The following is a 21,228-nucleotide window of genomic DNA, read 5'->3' as shown; positions in this document are numbered from 1 at the left end:
CCAGTCGGCTAAAGTTTCTGTCCGCGCGCGCCTGAAATTTGCAATGCGCTTAGCGGCGAGGCGATGGCCGTTACTACGGCGCCAATCAATCAGCTGGTCAGCACCGCCTGAATTTTCTCAAGCCTTGGGGAGCCGTCTACTCGCCGCCTCGCCTCTGGCGATTGCTTCCTTTAGCGATCGATTTGATAGGCTGTTTCCTCTCCATGCGGCGAGGTCTCCTTGAGCCTGCGTCCGTGTTCAAGCTCTTCGCATTACCACGCCCTCCCTCTGGAGTGCTGACTTTTTGTTTGAATGGTGGTGTCTGGCGATAGGCGATTTTTATTTTACGAAGTGTAGCAAGTTGCTACACATTGACGGCTAGCCTGGCATAACCAGACCCGTCAAAACAGATACAATTTAGTTATCCATAAGGCACATATTGATGCAAAAATGCAGGATGGATTTTTCTATGATTTAACAAAATTTATGATAATTAGTTCGCATAACTAAGAAAAATATATTCATTTTCTAATGAAATGCGTGGTTGCTTTACTACGCGTATTCGATATACTGGACACATAAATATGAAATATCGTGCACAAATGACAAAAAAAACCTCTGTAATAGCCGTTGCCAACCATAAAGGCGGGTGTGGGAAGACCACAACCGTCGTCAATCTTTCGGCTGAACTGGCGAAAATGGGGCTTTCCGTGCTGGTGATCGATCTTGATCCGCAAGCCAACGCTAGCCTTCATATCGGGAAAAAACACCCGAGCGAAGTCCCTGTCACCTGCGCGGAACTGTTGTTGTCGGAAGTGGAGAAGCTCCCTCAATCCATAGATGACGACACCAATATTGACGGCGTTTCGTTAATTTACGGTTCCTTGGCTCTCGGCAAAACCGAGGACGAATTGAAGGACGATGTGCCGCGCCCCTCGGAAGAACTGCGCGACAAAATAAAGCACCTGCACGGTATTTACGACGTCATTCTGATTGACTGCCCACCTAGCCTCAAGCTATTGACGAGTAATGCCCTGGCTGCTGCCACGCACTTGATCATCCCGATCGAGTCTGGCTCACAGTATGGCATGTACGGGGTCACCGACCTGATGAAGCTCGTCGAGAAAATAAAGCGCATCAATCCCGAGCTCGAATTGATTGGGGCTTTGCTGATTCGTCACGATGAGAGGCAGACCGTTTGCAAGCTGATTGAGGCGTCCGCAAAAGACCAGATAGGCAAATTGATCGACGTCAGGATACCGACCAGCACCAAGGTGAATCAGTCCGCAATCGCGCAGATGAGCCTGCATGCCTTGGACAGGACATCAAAAGTTTCCCGTGAATTCCGGCGCCTGGCGGAAGTCATCGCCAAGCAATTAAACCTTGTCGAGGGAGTTGATCAGGCATGAGCAAAGACTTGAAAAAAATGTTGGAGCAAAAGCTGCAACAAAACACGCAGCGGCATGCTTTAGCGGCACAAGAAGCTGAATTCGAAGAAGGCAAGGAACATCTCCTCATTCCAGTCGAAAAAATCGATCCGAACCCGTATCAGCCTCGGCGTATCTTTCCCCAACAGGAGCTTGATCAACTGGCGCAGTCGATCGCCGAAATTGGTTTGTTGGAACCTATCCTGGTGCGCAAAATCGATGATCGCTACCAAATAGCCGCTGGCGAAAGGCGGTGGCGTGCGCATAAGCAGTTAAACAAGCATACCATTGAAGCATTGGTAACGCGCATATCCGACAGCGACATGGCGGTCTTTGCGCTGGCCGAGAATGTCGACCGAGAGGATCTGAGCGATTACGAGATTGGCTTGGCGCTCAAGCAGGTAGAGAGCGCTTTCCCGACCAAGAAAAAACTGGCCGAGTCGCTGGGCCTCAACCGAGAGGATATGTACCGGTACTACGCCTATGACGACTTGCCGCAATTTATCATTACCGACCTGAATGCCAATCCAAGATTGCTTTCACGATCGGCCGCTAGCGACATCAAACGGCTTTTGAAGCAATGCGGCCATTTGCCGTCATTTAACGCCTATCTGGCCGAAGCCTGGGCGCTGTTATTGGACAATGAGCTGGATCAAACCAAGATCGCCGCTTACGTCACGCGCAAGCTTGATGAAAAAGACAGCCATATTCGAGACTCGCGCAATTTGATCAGGGACGGCAAGAAGGTGGGTAACATTGCCTGGACCGAAAAGCACATTACCGTAAAGATCAGCACAAAAGCGCTTAATGCCGATCAGGAACAAAAGTTAAAGGAATTTTTGGAAAAACTGATCGAGGGCGAATTTGCCGAAGTGTAGCAAGTTGCTACACTTCGATAGCTACCGATGATAGATCGCGTTTATGATGGGAGTATGAGTCAGCTGATTCCATCAGGGATCGAGGCTTTAGTCTCAATAAACCGGATGTATGGCTGCAAACTTTTCCTATGAGACATCATCATTAATTGCTTGGAAAAGCCGTGGGTGTCCATGTATGCAACAAAGCCCCAAAATTAGATACACATTGTATATCTCCTATGCTAGGATCAACAATTTAGAATTTAAGAAAGAGGCTGCCATGCCCAACAACCAAACACCAAATGACACGCAAACCCATGCGGTCAATTTGCGTGTGCGCGGTGATATTCGCTCCTTGATTGACAGAGCGGCAAAGTCTCAGGGTAAGACGCGCTCCGATTTTATGATCGATGCCGCACGCCGCGCCGCGGAAGAATCCTTGCTCGATCAAACCCTCGTGCGAGTCGATCAAAAAACATATGGCCATTTTCTTGAGGTTCTTGACCAACCTCCGAGCGGGGAAGAGTTTGAACGACTGATGTCCGCCGCAAAACCCTGGAAGGATTAATGCTGTCAGCACCTGTTCCGCTAGTGCCGGAACATCTGCTTGATAACTTTGCCTGCGGTGTCGATAGCCTTGATGACTGGCTCAAGCGGCGCGCGCGCCCTAACCAGATCAGCGTAGCATCGCGTACCTATGTTGTCGCCGATGGCGCCAAGGTTGTCGGTTATTACTGTCTTGCCTCTGGGGCGCTGGCATTGAGCGATGCGCCTGCCTCGATGCGTCACAATATGCCAGATCCTGTGCCTATCGCCGTTCTTGGCCGTCTTGCGATCGATAAATCCTGCCAAGGCCGAGGCGTCGGCGTTGCTCTGCTGCAAGACGCCGTACTGCGCACTCTGCAAGCGAGCGACATTCTTGGCATACGCGGTCTTCTGGTTCATGCCCTTTCCGTTGAAGCAAAGGCCTTCTATGAACATCATGGATTTGTGGCCTCGCCGGCACAACCGATGACTTTGATTTTGTCATTAAAGCGAAAAGTCTCGGAACACGACAAAAAATGAGGCTGAAACGCATCGTGAAGGATTCAAGAACTTGAAACCATCAATCGTCGTTACCAAAGAACTGGCTCCGCTTTTTAGTGACATTGCCGTCGTCATCCAGCAATCCCGCCACCAGGTGCAACAGGCGGTTAATAGCGCGATGGTGCAATGCTACTGGCATATCGGCCGCCTGATTGTCGAGCATGAGCAACAGGGACAGGCCCGTGCCGCTTACGGAAAACACCAATTACAAACGCTCTCCGAACAGTTGACGGCGGAATTCGGCAAAGGCTTTGATGCCCGCAACCTGCGCAATATGCGGGCTTTTTTTCTTGCCTATCCAAATTGGAACGCAGTGCGTACCGAATTGAGCTGGACACATTATCGTGTCCTGCTCCGGGTGGATAATCTAAACGCCAGAAGCTGGTATCAACGGGAAGCGATCGAACTGCATTGGAGTGCCAGGGCCTTAGATCGGCAAATCAGCAAACTCTATTACGAACGTCTGCTGTCCAGTCGGGACAAAGCGGCGGTTCAGGCCGAAGCGGAACAAAAAATCGCCGTCGAGGAACAACATGGTTTGACCGCCAAGGATTATATTCGCGACCCCTATATCCTCGACTTCCTGAACCTGCCCAGCCAGCGTCTTTTGGAATCTGATCTGGAACAGGGCCTGCTCGACAACCTGCAATCGTTTTTGCTGGAACTCGGCAAAGGTTTCGCGTTTGTCGCCCGGCAACGGCGCATCCGCACCGAAGACCAGGACTTTTACATCGATCTGGTGTTTTATAATTTCAAATTGAAATGTTTTTTGCTGATCGACCTGAAACTGGGAAAACTCACGCATCAGGACGTCGGTCAGATGGACAGCTATGTGCGCATTTACGATCAACAGCAACGCGCCGCGGACGATAACCCCACCATCGGGCTGATTTTGTGCAGTCAGAAAAGCGAAGCAGTTGTGAAATATTCGGTGCTGACCGATAGCGAACAGCTGTTTGCAGCGAAATACCTGCCTTATCTGCCCAGTGAAGCCGAGCTGAAGCGCGAACTGGAGTTGGAAAGGATTAAAGTACAGGCGCAATTGCTGAATAAAACGGATGAGGAGGACCTAGATAAATAGTCAAATCTGGTGTATACCGACTTTGAGTCAGGCTGCGATCTTCTTATTCGCAGCGGCACTTTGTATTTCCAATCCAACCGTTCCATTTCTCGCAGCACATAAGCACTTAAAGCCTTCCGCACGGAAATCCCCGTAAAGCTAAGCACAAAAGCGCTTAATGCCGACCAGGAACAAAGGTTAAAGGACTTTTTGGAAAAATTGAGCGAGGGAGAATTTGCCGAAGTGTAGCAAGTTGCTACACTTTTCCAGTGGTAGGTTTAATTCCAGTACCCCCAGCAATTACCAGAAACCGGCAGAGTCCCAAAAGGACTGCCGGTTATTTTATGTCTTTTGAAAATGATTCAAAGTCAGCCGCAGACGACATCCGATCGGCAAAAGACTCGAGCAGGACAAAAGTAGACGACTGGCGGGATTAGTAGACTTTGAAAAACGACAAGTTTGCCAGCGGCTAGCTGGGGGGCTTTTGGTGGGCAGAGGCGGCGGATATCAAACAGTCATGCCGAAGGCACGCCTTATTGGGAATGCGCAGCGCAGGGATAGCAAGCTTCGGGTGAGGTTGACGATCGAGCGTAACCGCAGAGCTTCGGGCGGCACTGGCGGGGAGGCCTGTGCCGTGCAGCCATGGAGGGCCATGCCAGGGCGCTTAACGAGGGAGTGAGTTGAGCAATTCTGGAGGGCCGGCCGCTTTTTTTGCCGGCCCGGACGAGTTGCGGATTAGCGCGATGGCCGGCTGAGTGGACGCGGTTGTCATAGATGGCGAAAGCTAGCCGTGGGAACTTCGAACCAGCGTAACGCCTTCTTCTGCCGAAATAACGGTGATTTCCATTCCCTTCTTCATTGTTTGCGGAAGATCGCGTTCGCATATCTTACACATAGGGCGATCAACTAAAAGAACTGCATTTTTAAATTCTCTTTGCCAAAGAACTGCGACTGCGTGACCTTCAACATGAGTCGCTATGTTTCCTTGGCTTGGACCACCCTGAGTGAACGCCCAACCATTTCCTCGTGGAATACCACCGCGGTGCGTCCCTCCCCATGGGCCGCCATTTATTCCACTCTTGAGAAATATTGGAGCTTCGCCGGTCGGTGGAATCAGGACACCCACAGCTCCATCATGATTTACGAAAAACAATTTTGCTTGTTTGAGAAGTTGAGCTTGTCGTACATCTAAAATCGCCATCTATATTCCCCCCTCTTTGCTTATTGCTCTCAAGATTGTAACTCTCGCCATAATTCTCCGATTATTACATGAGAAGCGTCGTCAGGATGATAAATACCTCATGCAGCAAGTAGGTAGCTATCAATCTGGTTTAGCCAAACATTCCTGATTGCCAAGCCAAGGGTAAAGTGCAGACCGATCAAGTCTTCCGCGCCGCCGCGACGGTCGCTTTCTGCTCGCCGTCCAGGATCGTAATCAGCCGATCGACAGCCTCATCCACGGTTTCCGGCGTCCGTATGTTTTGCTCAAAGATGGCTGGCCAATTTTTGGACAATTTAAAGAAACTCCCGCGCAGGCAATGGGTTAGAGCGAAATGTGACACATTAAAGACAGAGTTATCCACAGATTTTGTGGATAGCAGAGTCGCAACCGGTTAGGCCTGCCACATCGGGCGAACTCTCTTTTTCTCTTGCTCGATTTTCTGCCCGGTCAGCCGGTCCCACAAAAATATGCCGGACAATCGCTCGACCACGACGGTCGGCACCAGGAAGGATTCCAGCGACTTGTCCGATGCCTCGTTCGGCAGCACGAACGACCACATATTTACGTTGCCTCGTTTATCTTCGGTCAGCACCGACTTGAAAAAGCTATTGGGGACGGGGAGGGTGACGCCGTTATTGTCTCCGTCGCCGATTCTTGCGACTGCCATATCGAAATCGAATATCGGTCCGGAAATGACATAGGTCTCGTAAATGTCATCTTGGGCGTCGAGCTTTCTGACGGCGGTTTCAAGCTGCTTCCAGACGCCGCGATTGAACTGCGGTCTCTGGGGCGACATATTCGAGAGCAGGAAGGTCTCGCTGTTTTGGATGGCGACTTCGTTCTGGTTAGCACTGGCCACCAGGTGACCGCGGTCGAAGCCGTAACCTTCGTAATCCGCCAGGTCGGCCCGGAACATTTCCGGGATGCGGAAATCGGACCGGAAGTTGTCGGCCCTTTCCAGCATCATCATGTCGGGATCGATGATCTCCAGCGCCCATTTCGCTTGCCGGAAATAGTAGGAGTAGCCGACGACGTAATGCCGGTTGAACAGGATGTGATCGGCAACGGGCAAGCCGTAACGAGACTCGGGTCTCAAGCTGGGGATGTTGATCATGGCATGCTCCCGCTTTGTTGCCGTGGGTCATCATCTATATCGCCAACCACCTCGGCATCGTGCTTCTCGATAGCCAATTTGTATTGTTCCCGGATGGCGTCAATATTGGGCTTGGCGCTGGCCATATCGACCAGCATGCGGTCGGCTTCACTTCGGCTCAGGCGGTTGCTGCGCCATTTACGATCGAATCTTCCGTATGAGGCAATGCCCGTCAAAACGGCGGCGATGGATGTCAAGGCGCTGGCCAGCATCTGTTGGTCGTCCATTTGCACGACGGCACCGGCGGCTATGCTGCAGATGATGGAGCCGAACAGGGCCGAATGGTGAACGGCGCTCCAAAAAACTTGGCCGTGTTTTCGTTCTTGCTGCCACTGCTTGATCGACGCTTCCAGTCGTTCTTTTTCTGTCTGCACAGATTCGCAATTTTCGCTCATTGTTCGATCACCGGAGAAGAACATGATTTTGAATGCTAACTCATCGGAGGATTTTTGTCATCATCGGACAGCTTCTATTTAAAATAAATGTTTTAGGTAGTTTGATATGATTTCATATCATATCTTTGTGTTTTTGTTGTCCTTAATAGGCTTTTTTTTTGCGCGGCGCCTTAATACTACCTTTTTTGCATTCCCATAAAACTTAGGTAAAATAGTAATTTTAGAAAGCAAGGCTCCACCGGCCGGAGCCCGAAAATCCCGATCAGGTTTTGAAACGCGGCATGGAGACGAGATGACCCAGCAAAACGAAACTTCCTTCGAGCAAGCCCGGAAAGATTTCCTTGGCTTCCTGAAATACACCAAGGGCCACTCGGACGCGACCTGCTACAACTACAATTCCGATCTCGGCATCTGGTTCCGCTGGCTGGGCGACGCCAAGCTCGATTGGCGCAGCTGCAAGCCGACCGATCTGGAAAACTTCGTCTCGTATTTGTCGCGCGAAGGGGTAGGGCCGCACGCGGTCGCTCGCAAGGTGTCCTGTCTCGCCACTTTTTATAAATGGGCGAAGCGGAACAACCTGGTCGCCGACGACCCGGTCTATCAAGTCGAGAAGCCCAAACGCCCCCGCCGCATTCCGGTCTGGCTCGAAGTCGAGGAGCAGAACGCTCTGAACAAGGCCACGCGCAATTACGACGACATCCCCGACAATGTCTTCGGCCGCAGCCGCGAATCCGCTTTGAAGGTCCGGCAGCGTTACGAGCTGCTGTTCGAGCTGATCCAGAAGTCGGGCCTCCGGATCAGCGAGGCCTTGGGCCTGAAAGTGAACCACATTCGCGTGGTCGACGGCGTCGCCAAATCGGTGCGCGTGATCGGGAAGGGCAATAAGGAACGACAAGTCCCATTGCCGGAGTCGTTCGGCCGGGTGTTGGCTTTATCGATCGCCGGCAAGACGCAGGATGAATATTTGTTCGCCAAGAAGCCAGGCGGCAAGCCGGCCGGGGCTCAGGCCACGCGGCTTTATCTGAAGAAGCTGATCGACAAGGCCGGCATCGAGAAAAAGATCACGCCGCACAAACTCAGACATACTTACGCGACCAGGCTGCTGGAAAAGGACGTGCAGCTGGTCGATATTCAGGCCTTGCTCGGGCACGAGAGCATCGCGACGACGCAGATATACACGCATGCAGGGCAAGAAAGGCTATCTAAATTGGTGGCTGATATTTAAGGTCTGCTATGGACCCGATTTACCTCGAACGTCACGATCCCGACAAGAACTTGCACCGGTTTAATCAAATGTACGTTACGCCTGGTATCTTCCTCATCCAGATGATGCGGTAATAGTTGGAAAAGCATTGAGCGAGGTTAAGCGGAAGAAAGGTATCAACTCAGGAATAATATCCTAAAAACGGCCGATTTCTAGAGGCTCGCCGGGCAGTTCTACCTCTACTGGGGCACGCCAACTACAATGACCTCAAAATTATCACTACACATGGAAACGGAAGCGATCATCGCGCAAATGATTGGAAAAATTTCGGAGCGAAGTCACTGACGAACAGATTGCTGATATGTGGGCGATAGGCCTAGAGCCATCATTTGCATGGTATTTTTAAACTCAAATAGCGCAAGCCTCCCTCACTTAGTTTTTCATGGATCTCTCCCCGGTAGCTGCCCAAATTTCCTCCAATAAGTTGGTTGTGATCTTCGCCTTTCATCTTTGATATATCAAGACTCGGCATGGTTTTCGCGCTGAAATATCAACTAATTATTTCTTCGAATGGCGCTTCTTCATTCGGGAAAATCTTTGCCAACTCTTTGACTGTCAATTTATCGTTAAAAAAATCCTTGGCTGTAAGATTCCATAGGATGACGTTGTCATTGCAGCTTAATTTCAGGGTATTTCTGATATGTTGCAAGTTTTCGGCAACCTTGTCCGGTTTAGTGGGTGTAATGACTAGCATTTTGCGGGAATGGTCGCCGTTTAGCGCCTGAGTGATTATTCCATTGATATGTTCATCAGCGAAACCATAGCCGACGCATACCAACAGTTGAGCTTCGGTCATAAGCCGCTTCCTGAACTCATAGGCAAAGAACAGGAATGGATCAATATACTGCAGCTTGTAGGTCGTACCGAAAATTATTTCTATTTGCTCAGATGGGATGCCTTTGTCCTTGTAGGTGAGTTTACCTCGATCGTCACGTATCCAGTCTATAGAGCCATGGAGTTTGTAGAGAAAGATATTGCTTTCAAGCTGAGCCTCATTTTCAAATATTTTCCAATCCCAATATTTATCCTCTCCGAATCCTCGCTCGACACCGGCCTGCTTGCAGGACTTCTCCACACAAAGGTCATAATTCAGCGTAAAGACACGCAGCAAATGCTGATAGTCCTTTTGGAATCTGGACAAGCCATCAAAATACTGGGAATGCTCATCGTATTCGGAATGAACCCATTGCTGACTCAATTCCTCAACAATCTTTTTACGGAAGATTCCAAGTTTTTCGAAGTTATTTTCCGTGACTTCCGGCAGTTTTGGGTTCCAGGAGCCGATAAAAGGAAATAGTGGGTGCTCATCACTTTTCCTGAGTTCATCAAGGGTATTTACCAGTCGCTCAATGTTGAAATTTGCATACTCGAATTTCCCTTTGATTCCATCCCCGTAAATTATTGCGGACTTAACGAAATTGTATAAGGGTGCGAATTCTTTCCATGATGCAGTTTTGAGAAGATCTTCCAGTTTGTTAATCATGCCGCAAGATGCGGGAATTCCGGCATCAACACTTGCCCCGGCACCGAGAAGAAAAATTACCTCATCTTTTCTGAATTGCATGGAGAACTCCTTTTATAGGAACCACGGAGGCATGTTTTCAATGTCTATTTCTGGAAGACCAAGTCTGTCGAAACAGCCAATATAATCAGCGATTATTTTTGCGTAATATATCGATACTGGTGATGTTTTGGCATTAAACCCGCGCCAGTTTGCTCCCGACAGATTTATAGCGTCCTGAAGGTAGTTAGTTTCATCGTTGCTGTTTAAATCCTTGTTGCTAGAATAGATAAACTCAATATGCATGGGTTTGGCAATGCGACGGCGGAGGGTTGGGTTGTGGTATTGCAGCCCTTCAAACCAAACGAGATATTGCCTTCCCCCCAGTGGGACACATGAACTTTCAAACGGTACTTTGCTGTTGTTACCGGGAGAAAACCCAAAATATTTGCTATGCTCGTTGAATTTCATTACAACGATTTCTTTCTCAGCGACATCCGTCAACCCGGCCTTCAGGGCTTCAACTTCATCAGATTTGAGCTTAAACGGTGTATGGATAATGAACTTGTCATATTTTGCCGCCATGCTGTTGATGACGCCTTTAATATTTTCCGTGAGGCCATTGAGGTAGGCATCCTTCTGTTCAGACTTGGATAGAATTTTAATGCTATCGTACAAACCGCTGGAATCAGATAGAACAGAATAGGCAAAGTACCGGGTTATTGTGCCATCGTTTTGTCTCCTATGGGCCTGTCCGATACCGACTATCAGGCATTTTTCATGATAGGGTTGTAACTTCCATGGTAATCCGCCGAGTTTACTGAAAGCCCCTAGGCCGATATTCGAGATTGACCATTTAAGGCCATCACGTGCCCGCATTCTCTGAAGACTGACGAATTGAGTTGGCAATCCCTCCGACAGGAACTGATGCTTTATGCGGTAGTAGGTGTCATCTTCTTCGGGCGTGCACTCCATCCTTGACCATGGAATCAACAATAAGGGTAAAGCCGGCCTATCGACTGCAATCGCTTTTAGGTGGTTAATAGCGGTGGCAATAGTTTTTTGAGAATAATCTGCCAAAGGAAATCCGGTTACATGCTCCTTCCCCAGAGAGAAGGAGAACATAGCCTCCATGCCGGGGAAAGTACCGAACTTGTCGCCTCGCAGGGCATGGAATAACTCGTAGGAAAAGGGCTTGTCTTCAGGGCGGTACATGAAGCAAATGAGGCTGTTGTCTGCAATTTTAACAAGAGGGCCATGTTTCTTGATGCCCTGGAATTGGGATGTATCTACCCGGTCATTACAGAAAATGTACTTCTTGGCTTCCAAGTGTTTACTAGTAATTTCCTTGAACGAAGCCATCAGGTCGGTTCCTTGTTCAAGAGGAAAAATTCGCGACTTGAAATGGCCGATGAAAAATTGCAGTTTTTTATAAATATCTGCGTAAAAGTTGATGTTTTCTCTGCCGTCAAGACCTAAACTCAGGCTCTTCTGTTGGATAGCTTTGTTGAATGGTTGCCCATCAGCCAAGTTGAAATGAAAGCCTATAAGGAATCCGAACTTCTGGGACACGTTCAGGAAATATGGTTCCATCCATATTTCCTCGTAACCGAGTTTAGACGATGAAATTATGAAATTTACTTTTTTTCTGAAACTATCCTCCACAGTAAAATCAGTACCTTCACGCAAGGTTTGTTTGCATTTATGCACCAAATTTTCAAACAACTTATGAACAGTCAAAACGTTATTGACCGCCGAACTTATGGTTACGGACTCGAAACCTTCAAGTGCCGTTTCCGAAATAAAATACGGTTCAAATTTACTATTGAGATTATTCAAATCTCCGGGAAGGTTATATCTTTTGACGTTTGGATAGGGACACGGTTGCTCAGTGTCTACCACCTTCTTAAAATAGAAGCTTACCTGAAATGGCTGATTTGCGATTTCCAGGAAATTTAGAGCAACTTTATCATCAGATGTCACCAAATTAGACCTCATTATTGCTAGTTTTATCTTAGCGACTGTCTGCTGTACATCATTAAGCAGACTATCAAAAAATCACTGTGAAAGTCGCTTTTGGGGGCGAAGGCCGACAGTCGCGTTAGTGGAGCAATTCTATCGGAAGTGGTGAGGGTTTTGCTATCAGAATCAGTGGCCGACTTCATACCGAAGCAATGAGTGGTTCAATTGACTTCTGATATTCCGTGCAGATGTCTTCTGAAAATGGCTGACAGTAAGGATTCCTTCGTAAATGCGTAAAGTCAAAATGACAGACTGTCATTTTCAGAAGTCGTTTGCACCATTTCATTGGCTTAGAACCGCCTTGTGCAGAGGACTATTGAGCCATCACAAATCAGTAGTCGTCTGCACAGTTCTTGTTTATGCTTAAAACTCCTCTGCACAAAAATGAGGCTTAGGCATGGAACCCGATACATTTCCTGTCGTTGAACAGGGTTTGCTCACACTGTCCGATGATACCTGGGAATTGGCAAGTCGACGGGCTCGTTTCATTGTCCCGTTAGCGGCATTGGAGACCATTGGCCGTCAGGCGGCCGATGACGCCGCCGAGCACTTGGGCGTGTCTCGTCGACAAGTGTACTTGCTAATCAGACGTTATCGACAAGGCACAGGTTTGGTGACAGATTTGGCTCCCGGCAAATCCAGTGGAGGCAAAGGCAAGAGACGCCTGTCCGAACCGGTCGAGCGCATCATCAGAGATTTTATACATAAGCATTTCCTGATCCGGCAGAAGTGCAGTTTAGCAATGCTCTATCGCCGCATCGTGCAAACCTGCAAAGCACAAGGCTTGCCTGTTCCAGCCCGCAATACAGTTGCGCTACGAATAGCTATGCTGAACCCTGTGCAGGTGGGCCGCAGCCGAGAAGGGGCAGAGGCGGTTAGATCTTTACAGTCAGCTGGTGGCATCCCTCCTGAAGTATCAGTTCCTCTGGAGCAAGTTCAGATCGATCATACGGTGATCGACCTGATGATTGTCGATGAACGCGACCGGCAACCAATTGGGCGGCCATATCTAACCGTAGCTATTGATGTGTACAGCCGCTGCTTGGTAGGCATTGTGGTCACTCTGGAACCGCCGTCCGCTGTATCGGTCGGCCTTTGTCTGACACACATCGCCTGCGATAAACGCCCGGGGTTGGAAAGGCTAGGCGTGGAAGCCGATTGGCCGATGAGCGGTAAGCCAAAAATGCTGTATTTGGACAACGCCTCTGAATTTAAAAGCGAAGCGCTACGCCGCGGTTGCGAACAACATGGCATTCAGCTCAACTACCGCCCGCCCGGGCAACCCCAATACGGCGGCATTGTGGAACGAGTCATTGGTACCATGATGCAGTTGGTACATGAATTGCCTGGCACTACATTCTCCAACCCAAATCAACGTGGCCATTACGATTCAACAAAACTGGCAGTGCTGACGCTGCTTGAATTGGAGCGCTGGGTTGCCCTCGCGGTGGCCAGTTATCACCATACCGTTCATGGCAGCTTGCTACAAACGCCCGCCATGCGTTGGGCCGAAGGTATTGCCCGCAGCGGCGCACCTCCTGTTATCACTCATGCTGCGGCGTTCTTGGTGGATTTCCTGCCGGTCATTCGTCGGACATTGACACGCACTGGCTTCACCATCGATCACATCCATTATTTCTCCGACGCCCTGAAGCCTTGGATTGCACGGCGAGGTAATTTGCCTCAGTTTCTGATTCGACGCGATCCACGTGACATCAGCAGGATTTGGGTATTAGATCCTGATACTCAGCATTATCTGGAAATTCCCTATCGCACTCTGTCTCACCCGGCTGTAACCTTGTGGGAACAGCGTCAGGCACTAGCCAAGCTACGCCAAAAGGGGCGAGATCAAGTTGATGAAACAGCGCTGTTTCACATGATCCAGCAGATGCGAGATATTGCTCATACCGCTCAGCAAACAACACGTAAAGCTCGACGGAATGTTGAACGCCGTCAACATCTTAGATCGGTTGCGCCCCCGGATAAGCCGGTTCCACCGATAGAGGTGACGCCTGAAGACCAGACAGAAAATATGCCGCCTGCAGCGCCTTTCGAACAAATCGAGGAGTGGTAATGTAATCATGAACGAATATTCTGCCATCGATCAGTCTCATCTGATTCCCTCGGCCCAAGCCTTGGCCGGCCTCCCTACGGATGAGCGTATTCAACGTATCCGTTCTGATCATTGGATCGGATACCCTCGCGCACTTGAAACAATCAATCGACTAGAAATGCTGTATGACTGGCCCCGCAAACAGCGCATGCCCAATCTCCTACTGATTGGGCCAACGAATAACGGCAAGTCGATGATCATCGAAAAATTCCGCCGTCAACATCCAGCCATCTCCAGCGATGATCAGGAACACATTCCGGTGTTGTGCTTGCAAATGCCATCCGAGCCTTCGGTATTACGTTTATATGTAGCGCTGCTGACAGCGATGGGGGCACCGTTACGACCCGGTACTCGTCTACCTGCATTGGAACAATTAGCTCTGTCTCTATTGCGCAGAGTAGGGGTGAAAATCCTGGTGATTGACGAATTGCATAACTTGCTGGCCGGTCAAATCAACCATCGCCGAGAATTCCTCAATCTGCTGCGGTTTTTAGGCAACGAACTACACATTCCGCTGGTGGGCGTGGGGACACGCGAGGCTTATCTGGCCATTCGCTCCGATGACCAGCTGGAGAACCGCTTTGAGCCTATTGTTTTGCCTTTATGGGAGGTAAACGATGAAAGCTATTCTCTGCTGGCTAGTTTTGCCGCTGTATTCCCTCTACGCCGTCGTTCCCACATTGCCACACCCGATATGGCTCGTTATCTGCTGACGCGGAGTGAGGGCACCATAGGCGAGCTGGCACATCTCCTGACGGCCGCTGCCGTAGCGGCGGTGGAAAGTGGCGAGGAGGCTATTAATCATCGCACGCTAACCTTGGCCGATTATGCCGGCCCAAGCGAACGTCGGCGGCAATTTGAGCGTGAACTGCTGTGAAACCGCTCCGCCGTTGGCCGCTCCATCCCGCCCCCCGAGAAGGAGAAGCCCTGTCGTCATGGTTGCATCGCATTGCCTGCTGCTACCAGATGAATGTGCGGGATTTATTGCAACACGATTTAAATTTCAATCAAACTCATGATCTGGATCTCCGGCCGCCGGTTGCATTGTTGGAAATGCTGGCTCAGCGCAGTGGCGTTGAATTAGCTCTGCTGCGTAGCATGACTTTAGCGGGTTGGACGCCATGGTTGTTAGATAGCCTTGATCCTGATCCTTTGGCATTCGACGCCTATTCACGCCAATTCTCGGTGCTGTTGCCGCTATACAAGCGACCGGCACGCATCGTATCCTGTTGGACAGCCTGGTTACCTAAGCAGGCGATCCGAAGAGCTTGTCCAGAATGTATTGGCCAGTCAGAAAATAAAGTTTGGCTACTGATGTGGCAACTGCCGCTGCTACTCAGCTGCCCACAACATGGGTGCTGGCTAGAGCCTTATTTTGGCGTATCTAATACCTTTATTGGCTGGGAAACGGAGAAATTATCTCGCCCGGCCAATAAAAATATTACAAAGATGGATCGCCGCACTTGGCAAGCATTATCCATGGGGCAGGTTAAGCTGCCAAACCGATCCATACATGCCGGCCTCTGGTTCCGGTTACTGCGCACTGTGTTGGAGGAACTTAATACGCCGCTTTCACGGTGTTCATCACAAGCACAAGATATTCGTTTTATTTGGGAAAGCTGCGGCTACCCTGTACGTGCCGGGAGACGTATTTGGCAACCCTACGAAACCTTGTCCTTAGACATACAGCTTCAAATGCTGGAAGCGACGGCCACCGCCATGCACCTAATTGAAACTGGGCGCCTGATTGCTCAGGGCGAGCAGGCAAAACTGCTGCGGCCCGAACCATCGAAGAAGATCGATGAGGGTCATTGTTCGACGAAACAGCTCAATCATTGGGAAATGGCATTGGCCGCCGCGGAAGAAGCTGTTGCATCTGCCCGACATAACCCAGAAGCCGCCCAAGCACTTTTCAACGCGATTACGTTAGGATGCCGGACCGCCGAATTCATTCGACGGACCCAAGCATTGCTATCTGAAATTGGTATTCCTTCAATGGGGGATCACATTTAACGCATTCGCTGCCCTTTATATGTCAGATGACGGAGAGTGTTACGGATTTGGATCTTGCTTGATTGTATATAAAACATTGCTTTATTTCGCCATGAGATACATTACAATCACTCTTGTACGGTTGGCTCTAAGCCGAGTAACGTAGGCCGCCTAACCTCATATAGCACTACCGAACGAGGCCATCTTAAGTCGTGCAATCGACTTTTGACATTTTGTGCAAACGACTTCTGAAAATGACACAAACGCTAACTTTCTGTTATCCCTCTAATTCTTATAACTATGTCTTGAAACTTATTTCTGAATAACTCATACTGCGAATGAGTTTTCGGAGGTTGTATGCTTGTCGGTTATGCCCGCGTTTCCACGCAAGACCAAAATCCCGATCTGCAGCTCGACGCTCTCAAAGTAGCCGGCTGTGAAAAGATGTTTGTCGAAAAAGCATCCGGTGCCCAGCGTGATCGGCCGGAGCTATTAGCCGCGCTGGACTATCTCCGGGCAGGGGACTGCCTGGTGGTCTGGAAGCTGGACCGCTTGGCCCGATCCCTGAAGCAATTGATCGAAACAGTGGAGTTACTGGAAAGCCGGAGCATTGGACTGCGCTCCTTGACTGAAGCAATTGATACTACGACCGCCGGCGGCAAATTGGTGTTTCATGTGTTCGGTGCCTTGGCGGAGTTTGAACGTTCGATTATCCGCGAGCGCACGAAAGCCGGCCTAGAAGCCGCCCGCGCCCGAGGTAAAAAAGGCGGACGTCCGCCGGCCTTGGTCGCCAAGGACCTGGCGGCAGCGAAGGCCATGCTGTCTGATCCGGAGATTACGATGGAAGAGGTAGCCAAACGTCTTCGTGTAGCCCCTTCTACGTTATACCGACATCTGCCGGGAGGCAGGGGAGCAATTCAGGAGACCGAATCATGCTGACACCGGTCGCTTATCTTGAAGCGCAGGATGCCAGCCGGAATATTCACCGTGCCTATTCGATCGCCTATGGCCAAGACCTCTTCGGAAACTGGGTCGTGGAAACCACGTATGGACGGATCGGAGGGAAAGGACGAACGATCGTCACGGTCGTCGATAACGAGGACGAGGCGCTCAACTATGTCCAAAAAGCGCTTAAACGCCGGCAATCGGCTCCGAAGCGCATCGGCGTGGCCTATAAGATCCGTGCCCTACGGGATTCAGATCAATGAACGCGCCCTCTAGGCGCCGCACATCCAGTAAGGCGATGATTAAAAGCCAGAGACTGCGCGGCTTCTGATTTTTTCTCATCTCACGATCTGGCTCCAAACCTCCCTGGGATAGGGCGAGAAAGCACGACACAGGCAAAAACATAAACTATACTCAGGTCCTAGCGTTCAAGCCCAACCGAACTTTATGGCCAGAAGAAAAAACAGCGCATTTGAAGATCTCATTGAAATCGCGGCGGCATTGCCCTGGTGGTTGTCGTTGAGCCTGGCGGCGGTTTCTTATGTCGTTATGCATTATTATGCCGGTATCCCCGTGCCTGTGATCACCGATACGAAGCAGCTCGGTTCGATGGTGACGGGCCAGATGATCAAAACCCTCGCCACTTTCGGCCAATATCTTGTGCCGCTGGCCTTTGGAATCGGCTCGTTCGCTTCAATCATCAAGCGGAAGAAACGCGCGAATCTTTTTCAGTCGGTCACCAAGCAACCCGGCAAAAGCGCTCTCAACGGCATCACTTGGCGTGAATTCGAGATGCTGGTCGGCGAGTGGTTTCGCCGGCAAGGCTATACGGTCACCGAAACCGGCGGCGTCGCCGATGGAGGCGTGGATCTGATCCTGACAAAGGCGGGAGAGACCTACCTGGTGCAATGCAAGCACTGGAAGGCCTACAAAGTCGGCGTCAATGTCGTGCGCGAACTTCTGGGCGTGATGGTCACGCGGGGCGCGGCCGGCGGCTATCTCGTCACCTCCGGCGTCTTCACGGACGAAGCGCGACGTTTCGCGGAGGCCAGTAATATTGCCTTAATCGATGGCGAAAAATTAGTTTACTTGCTGAGCGAAACCCGCGCGGCACAGACAACACCGCCGGCAGGCCACTCGACGACCGCTACACAGCCGCTGGCTTCACCATCATGCCCCAAATGTGGATCCACGATGGTGATCCGCCATGCTACGAAAGGCACGCATGCCGGCAGCACCTTCTGGGGCTGTTCGCGCTTTCCCGGTTGTCGGGGGATTCTCTCGCGCTCTTAAAGTCCCATGGCTCTGCGGATGTCCTTAATCAAAAGGAAGAGGTGATACGGGTCTGTTGCAGAAGGGAAGAAATTAAAATGTTCGTAAAAACTTTTTGCCGCGTCGTCCTTGGCATGAACCAATAAGGCCCTAATGCCAACAATATCCGCCGCCTGCGCGGTGCGCTGCATGGCGTCCCGCAAGAGGCCGGCGCCGACGCCTTTGCCTTGCCAGGCAAGATCCACCGCGAAACGGCCTAATAACATCGTCGGAACGGGCTGACGGGAGAGGCCTTTGGTCAACCGCTCGGGGGCATCTTCATAGACGACGCTGCCAGCGAGGAGTGTGTAGTAACCGATGATGACATGATCTGCCAGGCCAACGTAAGTCTGCGCCCCGTCCGCGCGTTGACTCATCAGTGCATAACGCTGCAAATACAGGTTGAGATGTTCTTGCCCGCAATCGAAAGCCTCAACGTCATGGGTGCGTTGCAGCTTCTCGATGCGCGGATTAGTTTTCCGCGGCAGGGGCATCGAAGAAACCGGGCTCCCTCATCAAGCGTTCAAGCCGCGGCAGGGCTCGCGGCGAGGCGTCGAGCGCCGCCTGAAACGCCTCCCATTGTTCGGCATTCAGCACAAAATGCCGGCGATCCGCCAACACCTCATTGGCCGCGCTAAGTGCATTTTCCAGAATGAACTCGCTGACCGTTTTATGCTTAAGCAAGGCGGCCGCTTGCAGCGCTTCTTTGGCTTTCGGATCAATCCGGAGATCAATCCGGTCGCTGCGTTTGGTTGTTTTCATATCGGTTACCTCCTTTTGCTAATCTAGCATAAATGTACACACATTACCAGTACATAACCAGTATCTCAAAAACACGATTTTTAGAACAATCTGCGCTCTCTCGAAAACAAGGATTTTTCGGACAACTCGCCAGATAACCGTTGTTTTTTCCTATCCCGAGCAACAAGATTTATGTTGCTGGATCGGCGGACATTTGACGGAGCCATAGGAGCAAAACACGCAGCAATCGCCTTTCTTGGGTTTCAGCAAAGCCCCGCACGCCTTGCAATCATAGAAAAACTGGCAGGCATCGGTCGGCATGGTTTCTGTTTCGGCATGACCGCAGTGCGGACACGTAATGGTCGATTCGAGAATTACAGCACTCATTTTTTTTCTGCCTTAACCGAAGACGGATATCCCGCGTTTTTTGTGGCTTCGGTTAATTGATCGGGGGATGATACTGTTGCATCGTCGAATTCTACCGTCGCGGTTTTACTCGCATAATCGACAGTCACTTGCTGAACGCCGGAAACGTGTTCGAGCGCTTTCTTGACCGTGATCGGACAGACGGCGCAGGTCATGTTCTGGACATCGAGCGTGACTGTACGCGATGCGGCCAGCGCCGCACCGGATGTAACGGCAAACGCAAAAAATAATAGAAGGATTTTGGTTTTCATCGGATTTTCCTTAATAAAACAACGGGGCGAACCACGGAAATGCCAGCAGCCCTAATAAAGGGATCGTCACGCCCCAAAAGATGAAACGCTGTTTGCGGATGACTTCTTCATCGGCGCAGGGTTTTCCGACTTCGCACGAAGGCTCTATTAAATAGAGCTTGTAAAACGACAGACCAATGAAGAGCGCGGCTAATCCCAGAAAAATCGGGCGCAACGGCTCGAAGGCGGTGAGGGTCGCCACCCAAGCGCCGCCAATGCCGAGGCTTAACAACGCTAAAGGCGCGACGCAACACAGGCTTGCGCCGATTCCGGCGAGAACGCTCGCGATCAGGGTTTGTTTTGAATTCATGACGATACCTTTTGAGTGTCAATGCGCTTAAAATAACATCCGTACTTAAGTACGGAGCAAGACCATGGCACAGAAATTTTTTTCGATTGGCGAACTGGCAAAAGAGGCTGGGGTTAACATCGAAACGATCCGATTTTATCAGCGCCGCCATTTGCTAAGACAACCCGTCAAGCCATTCAACGGGATCCGGCATTACACGGAGCGCGACGCCCAGCGGATACTGTTTATCAAGCAAGGACAGAAACTCGGATTTACGCTGGATGAGGTTGCAGAATTGTTGAGTCTGGAAGATGGACGGCATTGCCGAGAAGCTAAAGAAATCGCCCAGAGAAAACTGGTTTCGATACACGAGCGCATCGAAGGACTCAAGGTAATGGAAGCTGCTCTATCCGATTTGGTCGAGGGCTGCGCGAGCAATCCCGATTCCGTTTCATGTCCGATTATCCTTGCCCTTCTTAAAACTGTATGAACACGTGATAAAACCACATTGTCCGAAAAATATGGATTTTTCGGACAATAGTTTGCCTTCATAAAATCAAAGGCTTGCATGTCCGATAAATCTGTCCGAAAATGAGCGCATGAAAATAGGCTATGCGCGTGTCTCGACCGATGACCAGAACCCCGATTTGCAGCTTGATGCTCTGAAAAGGTCAGGATGCCAAAAAATCTATGTCGATAAAGCCAGTGGCGCAAAGCGGCAACGTCCTGAATTGAACAAATGCCTCGCCGCGCTCAATGCCGATGATGTCTTGATCGTGTGGAAGCTCGACCGGCTCGGTCGGTCGCTGCACGACCTCATCGCCTTCCTCGACGATCTGAAAGACCGCAAGATTCAATTTCAATCGCTGATCGAATCCATCGACACCAAAACCCCGACCGGTCTGGCGATGTGGCAGATGATCGGGATACTGGCGGAACTGGAACGCTCTTTAATTCAAGAACGCACAAAAGCGGGGAGGGCGGCGGCGCAAGCGCGTGGTGTTAAAATGGGTCGCAAGCCCAAGCTGACAGCACAACAAGTCAAGCATGCTCGCAAATTGATAGACGACGGGGAAAGCCCCGCAACCGTGGCGAAACTGCTTAACGTCGCACGGTCAACGCTGTATAAAGCCATTAGCGCTTAGGAAATATCAC

At 50.5% G+C, this 21,228-nt stretch carries 25 protein-coding genes; 14 read left to right on the top strand and 11 right to left on the bottom strand.

Going from position 1 to position 21,228, the window contains the following annotated elements; all coding sequences use genetic code 11:
• The first annotated feature begins 563 nt into the window (after positions 1-563).
• The 5 genes from ACEPPP_RS20075 (at position 564) to ACEPPP_RS20055 (ending at position 4,430) form a co-directional block, all read left to right on the top strand.
• Positions 564-1,388, top strand: coding sequence for a ParA family protein (locus tag ACEPPP_RS20075; RefSeq protein ID WP_374091046.1), 825 nt, complete (start codon positions 564-566; stop codon positions 1,386-1,388).
• Positions 1,385-2,284: a ParB/RepB/Spo0J family partition protein gene (locus tag ACEPPP_RS20070; protein WP_374091045.1), complete on the top strand. Its 900-nt coding sequence runs from the start codon at positions 1,385-1,387 to the stop codon at positions 2,282-2,284. The genes ACEPPP_RS20075 and ACEPPP_RS20070 overlap by 4 nt, the downstream gene beginning before the upstream one ends.
• Before the next feature lie 259 nt (positions 2,285-2,543).
• On the top strand, positions 2,544-2,831 hold the full coding sequence (locus ACEPPP_RS20065; protein ID WP_374091087.1) for a DUF1778 domain-containing protein: 288 nt from the start codon (positions 2,544-2,546) through the stop codon (positions 2,829-2,831).
• Positions 2,831-3,328, top strand: coding sequence for a GNAT family N-acetyltransferase (locus ACEPPP_RS20060; RefSeq protein WP_374091044.1), 498 nt, complete (start codon positions 2,831-2,833; stop codon positions 3,326-3,328). The genes ACEPPP_RS20065 and ACEPPP_RS20060 overlap by 1 nt, the downstream gene beginning before the upstream one ends.
• Positions 3,329-3,359: 31 nt before the next feature.
• Positions 3,360-4,430, top strand: a complete 1,071-nt coding sequence (locus ACEPPP_RS20055; protein WP_374091043.1) for a YhcG family protein — start codon at positions 3,360-3,362, stop codon at positions 4,428-4,430.
• A 763-nt stretch (positions 4,431-5,193) separates the two neighbouring features.
• On the opposite strand, the gene ACEPPP_RS20050 is transcribed toward ACEPPP_RS20055, so the two are convergent.
• The 4 genes from ACEPPP_RS20050 to ACEPPP_RS20035 all read right to left on the bottom strand — a co-directional run bounded on the left by ACEPPP_RS20050 (position 5,194) and on the right by ACEPPP_RS20035 (position 7,179).
• Positions 5,194-5,610, bottom strand: a complete 417-nt coding sequence (locus ACEPPP_RS20050) for a hypothetical protein (RefSeq protein WP_374091042.1) — start codon at positions 5,608-5,610, stop codon at positions 5,194-5,196.
• 178 nt (positions 5,611-5,788) lie between these two features.
• Positions 5,789-5,923, bottom strand: a complete 135-nt coding sequence (locus tag ACEPPP_RS20045; protein ID WP_374091041.1) for a hypothetical protein — start codon at positions 5,921-5,923, stop codon at positions 5,789-5,791.
• Between the two features lie 99 nt (positions 5,924-6,022).
• A complete protein-coding gene (locus tag ACEPPP_RS20040; protein WP_374091040.1) occupies positions 6,023-6,745 on the bottom strand; it encodes a DNA/RNA non-specific endonuclease in 723 nt (240 codons plus the stop codon).
• The gene (locus tag ACEPPP_RS20035; RefSeq protein WP_374091039.1) at positions 6,742-7,179 is read right to left on the bottom strand and encodes a hypothetical protein; all 438 of its coding nucleotides are present in this window, start codon (positions 7,177-7,179) and stop codon (positions 6,742-6,744) included. Before ACEPPP_RS20035 ends, ACEPPP_RS20040 begins: the two co-directional genes overlap by 4 nt.
• A 292-nt stretch (positions 7,180-7,471) precedes the next feature.
• Here ACEPPP_RS20035 and ACEPPP_RS20030 point away from each other — a divergent pair, with 292 nt between their 5' ends.
• The gene (locus tag ACEPPP_RS20030; RefSeq protein ID WP_374091038.1) at positions 7,472-8,404 is read left to right on the top strand and encodes a tyrosine-type recombinase/integrase; all 933 of its coding nucleotides are present in this window, start codon (positions 7,472-7,474) and stop codon (positions 8,402-8,404) included.
• A gap of 529 nt (positions 8,405-8,933) precedes the next feature.
• Here ACEPPP_RS20030 and ACEPPP_RS20025 read toward each other — a convergent pair.
• On the bottom strand, positions 8,934-10,007 hold the full coding sequence (locus ACEPPP_RS20025) for an SIR2 family protein (RefSeq protein ID WP_374091037.1): 1,074 nt from the start codon (positions 10,005-10,007) through the stop codon (positions 8,934-8,936).
• Positions 10,008-10,019: 12 nt separating this feature from the next.
• Positions 10,020-11,927 carry a Piwi domain-containing protein gene (locus tag ACEPPP_RS20020; RefSeq protein WP_374091086.1) on the bottom strand — a complete coding sequence of 636 codons (1,908 nt, stop codon included), beginning with the start codon at positions 11,925-11,927 and terminating at the stop codon, positions 10,020-10,022.
• A 436-nt stretch (positions 11,928-12,363) separates the two neighbouring features.
• Here ACEPPP_RS20020 and ACEPPP_RS20015 point away from each other — a divergent pair, with 436 nt between their 5' ends.
• The 6 genes from ACEPPP_RS20015 (at position 12,364) to ACEPPP_RS19990 (ending at position 18,309) form a co-directional block, all read left to right on the top strand.
• Positions 12,364-14,040: a Mu transposase C-terminal domain-containing protein gene (locus ACEPPP_RS20015; RefSeq protein ID WP_374091036.1), complete on the top strand. Its 1,677-nt coding sequence runs from the start codon at positions 12,364-12,366 to the stop codon at positions 14,038-14,040.
• Between the two features lie 7 nt (positions 14,041-14,047).
• Complete coding sequence (locus tag ACEPPP_RS20010) at positions 14,048-14,956, top strand: TniB family NTP-binding protein (protein WP_374091035.1); 909 nt, start codon at positions 14,048-14,050, stop codon at positions 14,954-14,956.
• Positions 14,953-16,092 carry a TniQ family protein gene (locus tag ACEPPP_RS20005; protein ID WP_374091085.1) on the top strand — a complete coding sequence of 380 codons (1,140 nt, stop codon included), beginning with the start codon at positions 14,953-14,955 and terminating at the stop codon, positions 16,090-16,092. The genes ACEPPP_RS20010 and ACEPPP_RS20005 overlap by 4 nt, the downstream gene beginning before the upstream one ends.
• A 336-nt stretch (positions 16,093-16,428) precedes the next feature.
• Positions 16,429-17,010, top strand: coding sequence for a recombinase family protein (locus tag ACEPPP_RS20000; RefSeq protein WP_374091084.1), 582 nt, complete (start codon positions 16,429-16,431; stop codon positions 17,008-17,010).
• On the top strand, positions 17,004-17,279 hold the full coding sequence (locus ACEPPP_RS19995) for a WGR domain-containing protein (RefSeq protein ID WP_374091083.1): 276 nt from the start codon (positions 17,004-17,006) through the stop codon (positions 17,277-17,279). The genes ACEPPP_RS20000 and ACEPPP_RS19995 overlap by 7 nt, the downstream gene beginning before the upstream one ends.
• Positions 17,280-17,463: 184 nt before the next feature.
• Positions 17,464-18,309, top strand: coding sequence for a restriction endonuclease (locus tag ACEPPP_RS19990; protein ID WP_374091082.1), 846 nt, complete (start codon positions 17,464-17,466; stop codon positions 18,307-18,309).
• Here the strand turns inward: ACEPPP_RS19990 and ACEPPP_RS19985 are convergent.
• The 5 genes from ACEPPP_RS19985 to ACEPPP_RS19965 form a co-directional block, all read right to left on the bottom strand.
• Complete coding sequence (locus ACEPPP_RS19985; RefSeq protein WP_374091081.1) at positions 18,306-18,821, bottom strand: GNAT family N-acetyltransferase; 516 nt, start codon at positions 18,819-18,821, stop codon at positions 18,306-18,308. The two genes, ACEPPP_RS19990 and ACEPPP_RS19985, sit on opposite strands and share 4 nt — an antisense overlap.
• A complete protein-coding gene (locus tag ACEPPP_RS19980) occupies positions 18,799-19,089 on the bottom strand; it encodes a DUF1778 domain-containing protein (RefSeq protein ID WP_374091080.1) in 291 nt (96 codons plus the stop codon). Before ACEPPP_RS19980 ends, ACEPPP_RS19985 begins: the two co-directional genes overlap by 23 nt.
• A 150-nt stretch (positions 19,090-19,239) precedes the next feature.
• Complete coding sequence (locus ACEPPP_RS19975; protein ID WP_374091079.1) at positions 19,240-19,455, bottom strand: GDCCVxC domain-containing (seleno)protein; 216 nt, start codon at positions 19,453-19,455, stop codon at positions 19,240-19,242.
• Positions 19,452-19,745 (bottom strand): mercury resistance system periplasmic binding protein MerP, encoded by a 294-nt coding sequence (gene merP / locus ACEPPP_RS19970; protein ID WP_374091078.1) that lies wholly within the window; start codon positions 19,743-19,745, stop codon positions 19,452-19,454. Before merP ends, ACEPPP_RS19975 begins: the two co-directional genes overlap by 4 nt.
• Before the next feature lie 10 nt (positions 19,746-19,755).
• Positions 19,756-20,094: a mercuric transporter MerT family protein gene (locus ACEPPP_RS19965; RefSeq protein ID WP_374091077.1), complete on the bottom strand. Its 339-nt coding sequence runs from the start codon at positions 20,092-20,094 to the stop codon at positions 19,756-19,758.
• Between the two features lie 64 nt (positions 20,095-20,158).
• Between ACEPPP_RS19965 and merR the strand changes: the two genes are divergently transcribed.
• Complete coding sequence (gene merR, locus ACEPPP_RS19960; RefSeq protein ID WP_374091076.1) at positions 20,159-20,563, top strand: Hg(II)-responsive transcriptional regulator; 405 nt, start codon at positions 20,159-20,161, stop codon at positions 20,561-20,563.
• A 109-nt stretch (positions 20,564-20,672) separates the two neighbouring features.
• Positions 20,673-21,218, top strand: a complete 546-nt coding sequence (locus ACEPPP_RS19955; RefSeq protein ID WP_374091075.1) for a recombinase family protein — start codon at positions 20,673-20,675, stop codon at positions 21,216-21,218.
• The last annotated feature ends 10 nt before the right edge of the window (positions 21,219-21,228 follow it).

It is taken from the genome of Methylomicrobium lacus, from assembly GCF_041897535.1.
GTDB lineage: Bacteria > Pseudomonadota > Gammaproteobacteria > Methylococcales > Methylomonadaceae > Methylomicrobium > Methylomicrobium lacus_A.
Note: the sequence above shows the minus strand (reverse complement) of the source record. Positions and strands in the feature narration are given on the sequence as shown.

Excerpts from the sequence above, each read along its gene's own strand:
- ACEPPP_RS20040 (WP_374091040.1), bottom strand. The coding sequence starts at position 6,745 with ATGATCAACATCCCCAGCTTGAGACCCGAGTCTCGTTACGGCTTGCCC.
- ACEPPP_RS19955 (WP_374091075.1), top strand. The coding sequence starts at position 20,673 with ATGAAAATAGGCTATGCGCGTGTCTCGACCGATGACCAGAACCCCGAT.
- ACEPPP_RS20050 (WP_374091042.1), bottom strand. The coding sequence starts at position 5,610 with ATGGCGATTTTAGATGTACGACAAGCTCAACTTCTCAAACAAGCAAAA.
- ACEPPP_RS19975 (WP_374091079.1), bottom strand. The coding sequence starts at position 19,455 with ATGAGTGCTGTAATTCTCGAATCGACCATTACGTGTCCGCACTGCGGT.
- ACEPPP_RS20010 (WP_374091035.1), top strand. The coding sequence starts at position 14,048 with ATGAACGAATATTCTGCCATCGATCAGTCTCATCTGATTCCCTCGGCC.
- ACEPPP_RS20035 (WP_374091039.1), bottom strand. The coding sequence starts at position 7,179 with ATGAGCGAAAATTGCGAATCTGTGCAGACAGAAAAAGAACGACTGGAA.
- ACEPPP_RS20065 (WP_374091087.1), top strand. The coding sequence starts at position 2,544 with ATGCCCAACAACCAAACACCAAATGACACGCAAACCCATGCGGTCAAT.
- ACEPPP_RS20075 (WP_374091046.1), top strand. The coding sequence starts at position 564 with ATGAAATATCGTGCACAAATGACAAAAAAAACCTCTGTAATAGCCGTT.
- merP (WP_374091078.1), bottom strand. The coding sequence starts at position 19,745 with ATGAAAACCAAAATCCTTCTATTATTTTTTGCGTTTGCCGTTACATCC.
- ACEPPP_RS20015 (WP_374091036.1), top strand. The coding sequence starts at position 12,364 with ATGGAACCCGATACATTTCCTGTCGTTGAACAGGGTTTGCTCACACTG.
- ACEPPP_RS19965 (WP_374091077.1), bottom strand. The coding sequence starts at position 20,094 with ATGAATTCAAAACAAACCCTGATCGCGAGCGTTCTCGCCGGAATCGGC.
- merR (WP_374091076.1), top strand. The coding sequence starts at position 20,159 with ATGGCACAGAAATTTTTTTCGATTGGCGAACTGGCAAAAGAGGCTGGG.
- ACEPPP_RS19980 (WP_374091080.1), bottom strand. The coding sequence starts at position 19,089 with ATGAAAACAACCAAACGCAGCGACCGGATTGATCTCCGGATTGATCCG.
- ACEPPP_RS20000 (WP_374091084.1), top strand. The coding sequence starts at position 16,429 with ATGCTTGTCGGTTATGCCCGCGTTTCCACGCAAGACCAAAATCCCGAT.
- ACEPPP_RS20030 (WP_374091038.1), top strand. The coding sequence starts at position 7,472 with ATGACCCAGCAAAACGAAACTTCCTTCGAGCAAGCCCGGAAAGATTTC.
- ACEPPP_RS20025 (WP_374091037.1), bottom strand. The coding sequence starts at position 10,007 with ATGCAATTCAGAAAAGATGAGGTAATTTTTCTTCTCGGTGCCGGGGCA.
- ACEPPP_RS19985 (WP_374091081.1), bottom strand. The coding sequence starts at position 18,821 with ATGCCCCTGCCGCGGAAAACTAATCCGCGCATCGAGAAGCTGCAACGC.
- ACEPPP_RS19990 (WP_374091082.1), top strand. The coding sequence starts at position 17,464 with ATGGCCAGAAGAAAAAACAGCGCATTTGAAGATCTCATTGAAATCGCG.
- ACEPPP_RS19995 (WP_374091083.1), top strand. The coding sequence starts at position 17,004 with ATGCTGACACCGGTCGCTTATCTTGAAGCGCAGGATGCCAGCCGGAAT.
- ACEPPP_RS20070 (WP_374091045.1), top strand. The coding sequence starts at position 1,385 with ATGAGCAAAGACTTGAAAAAAATGTTGGAGCAAAAGCTGCAACAAAAC.
- ACEPPP_RS20060 (WP_374091044.1), top strand. The coding sequence starts at position 2,831 with ATGCTGTCAGCACCTGTTCCGCTAGTGCCGGAACATCTGCTTGATAAC.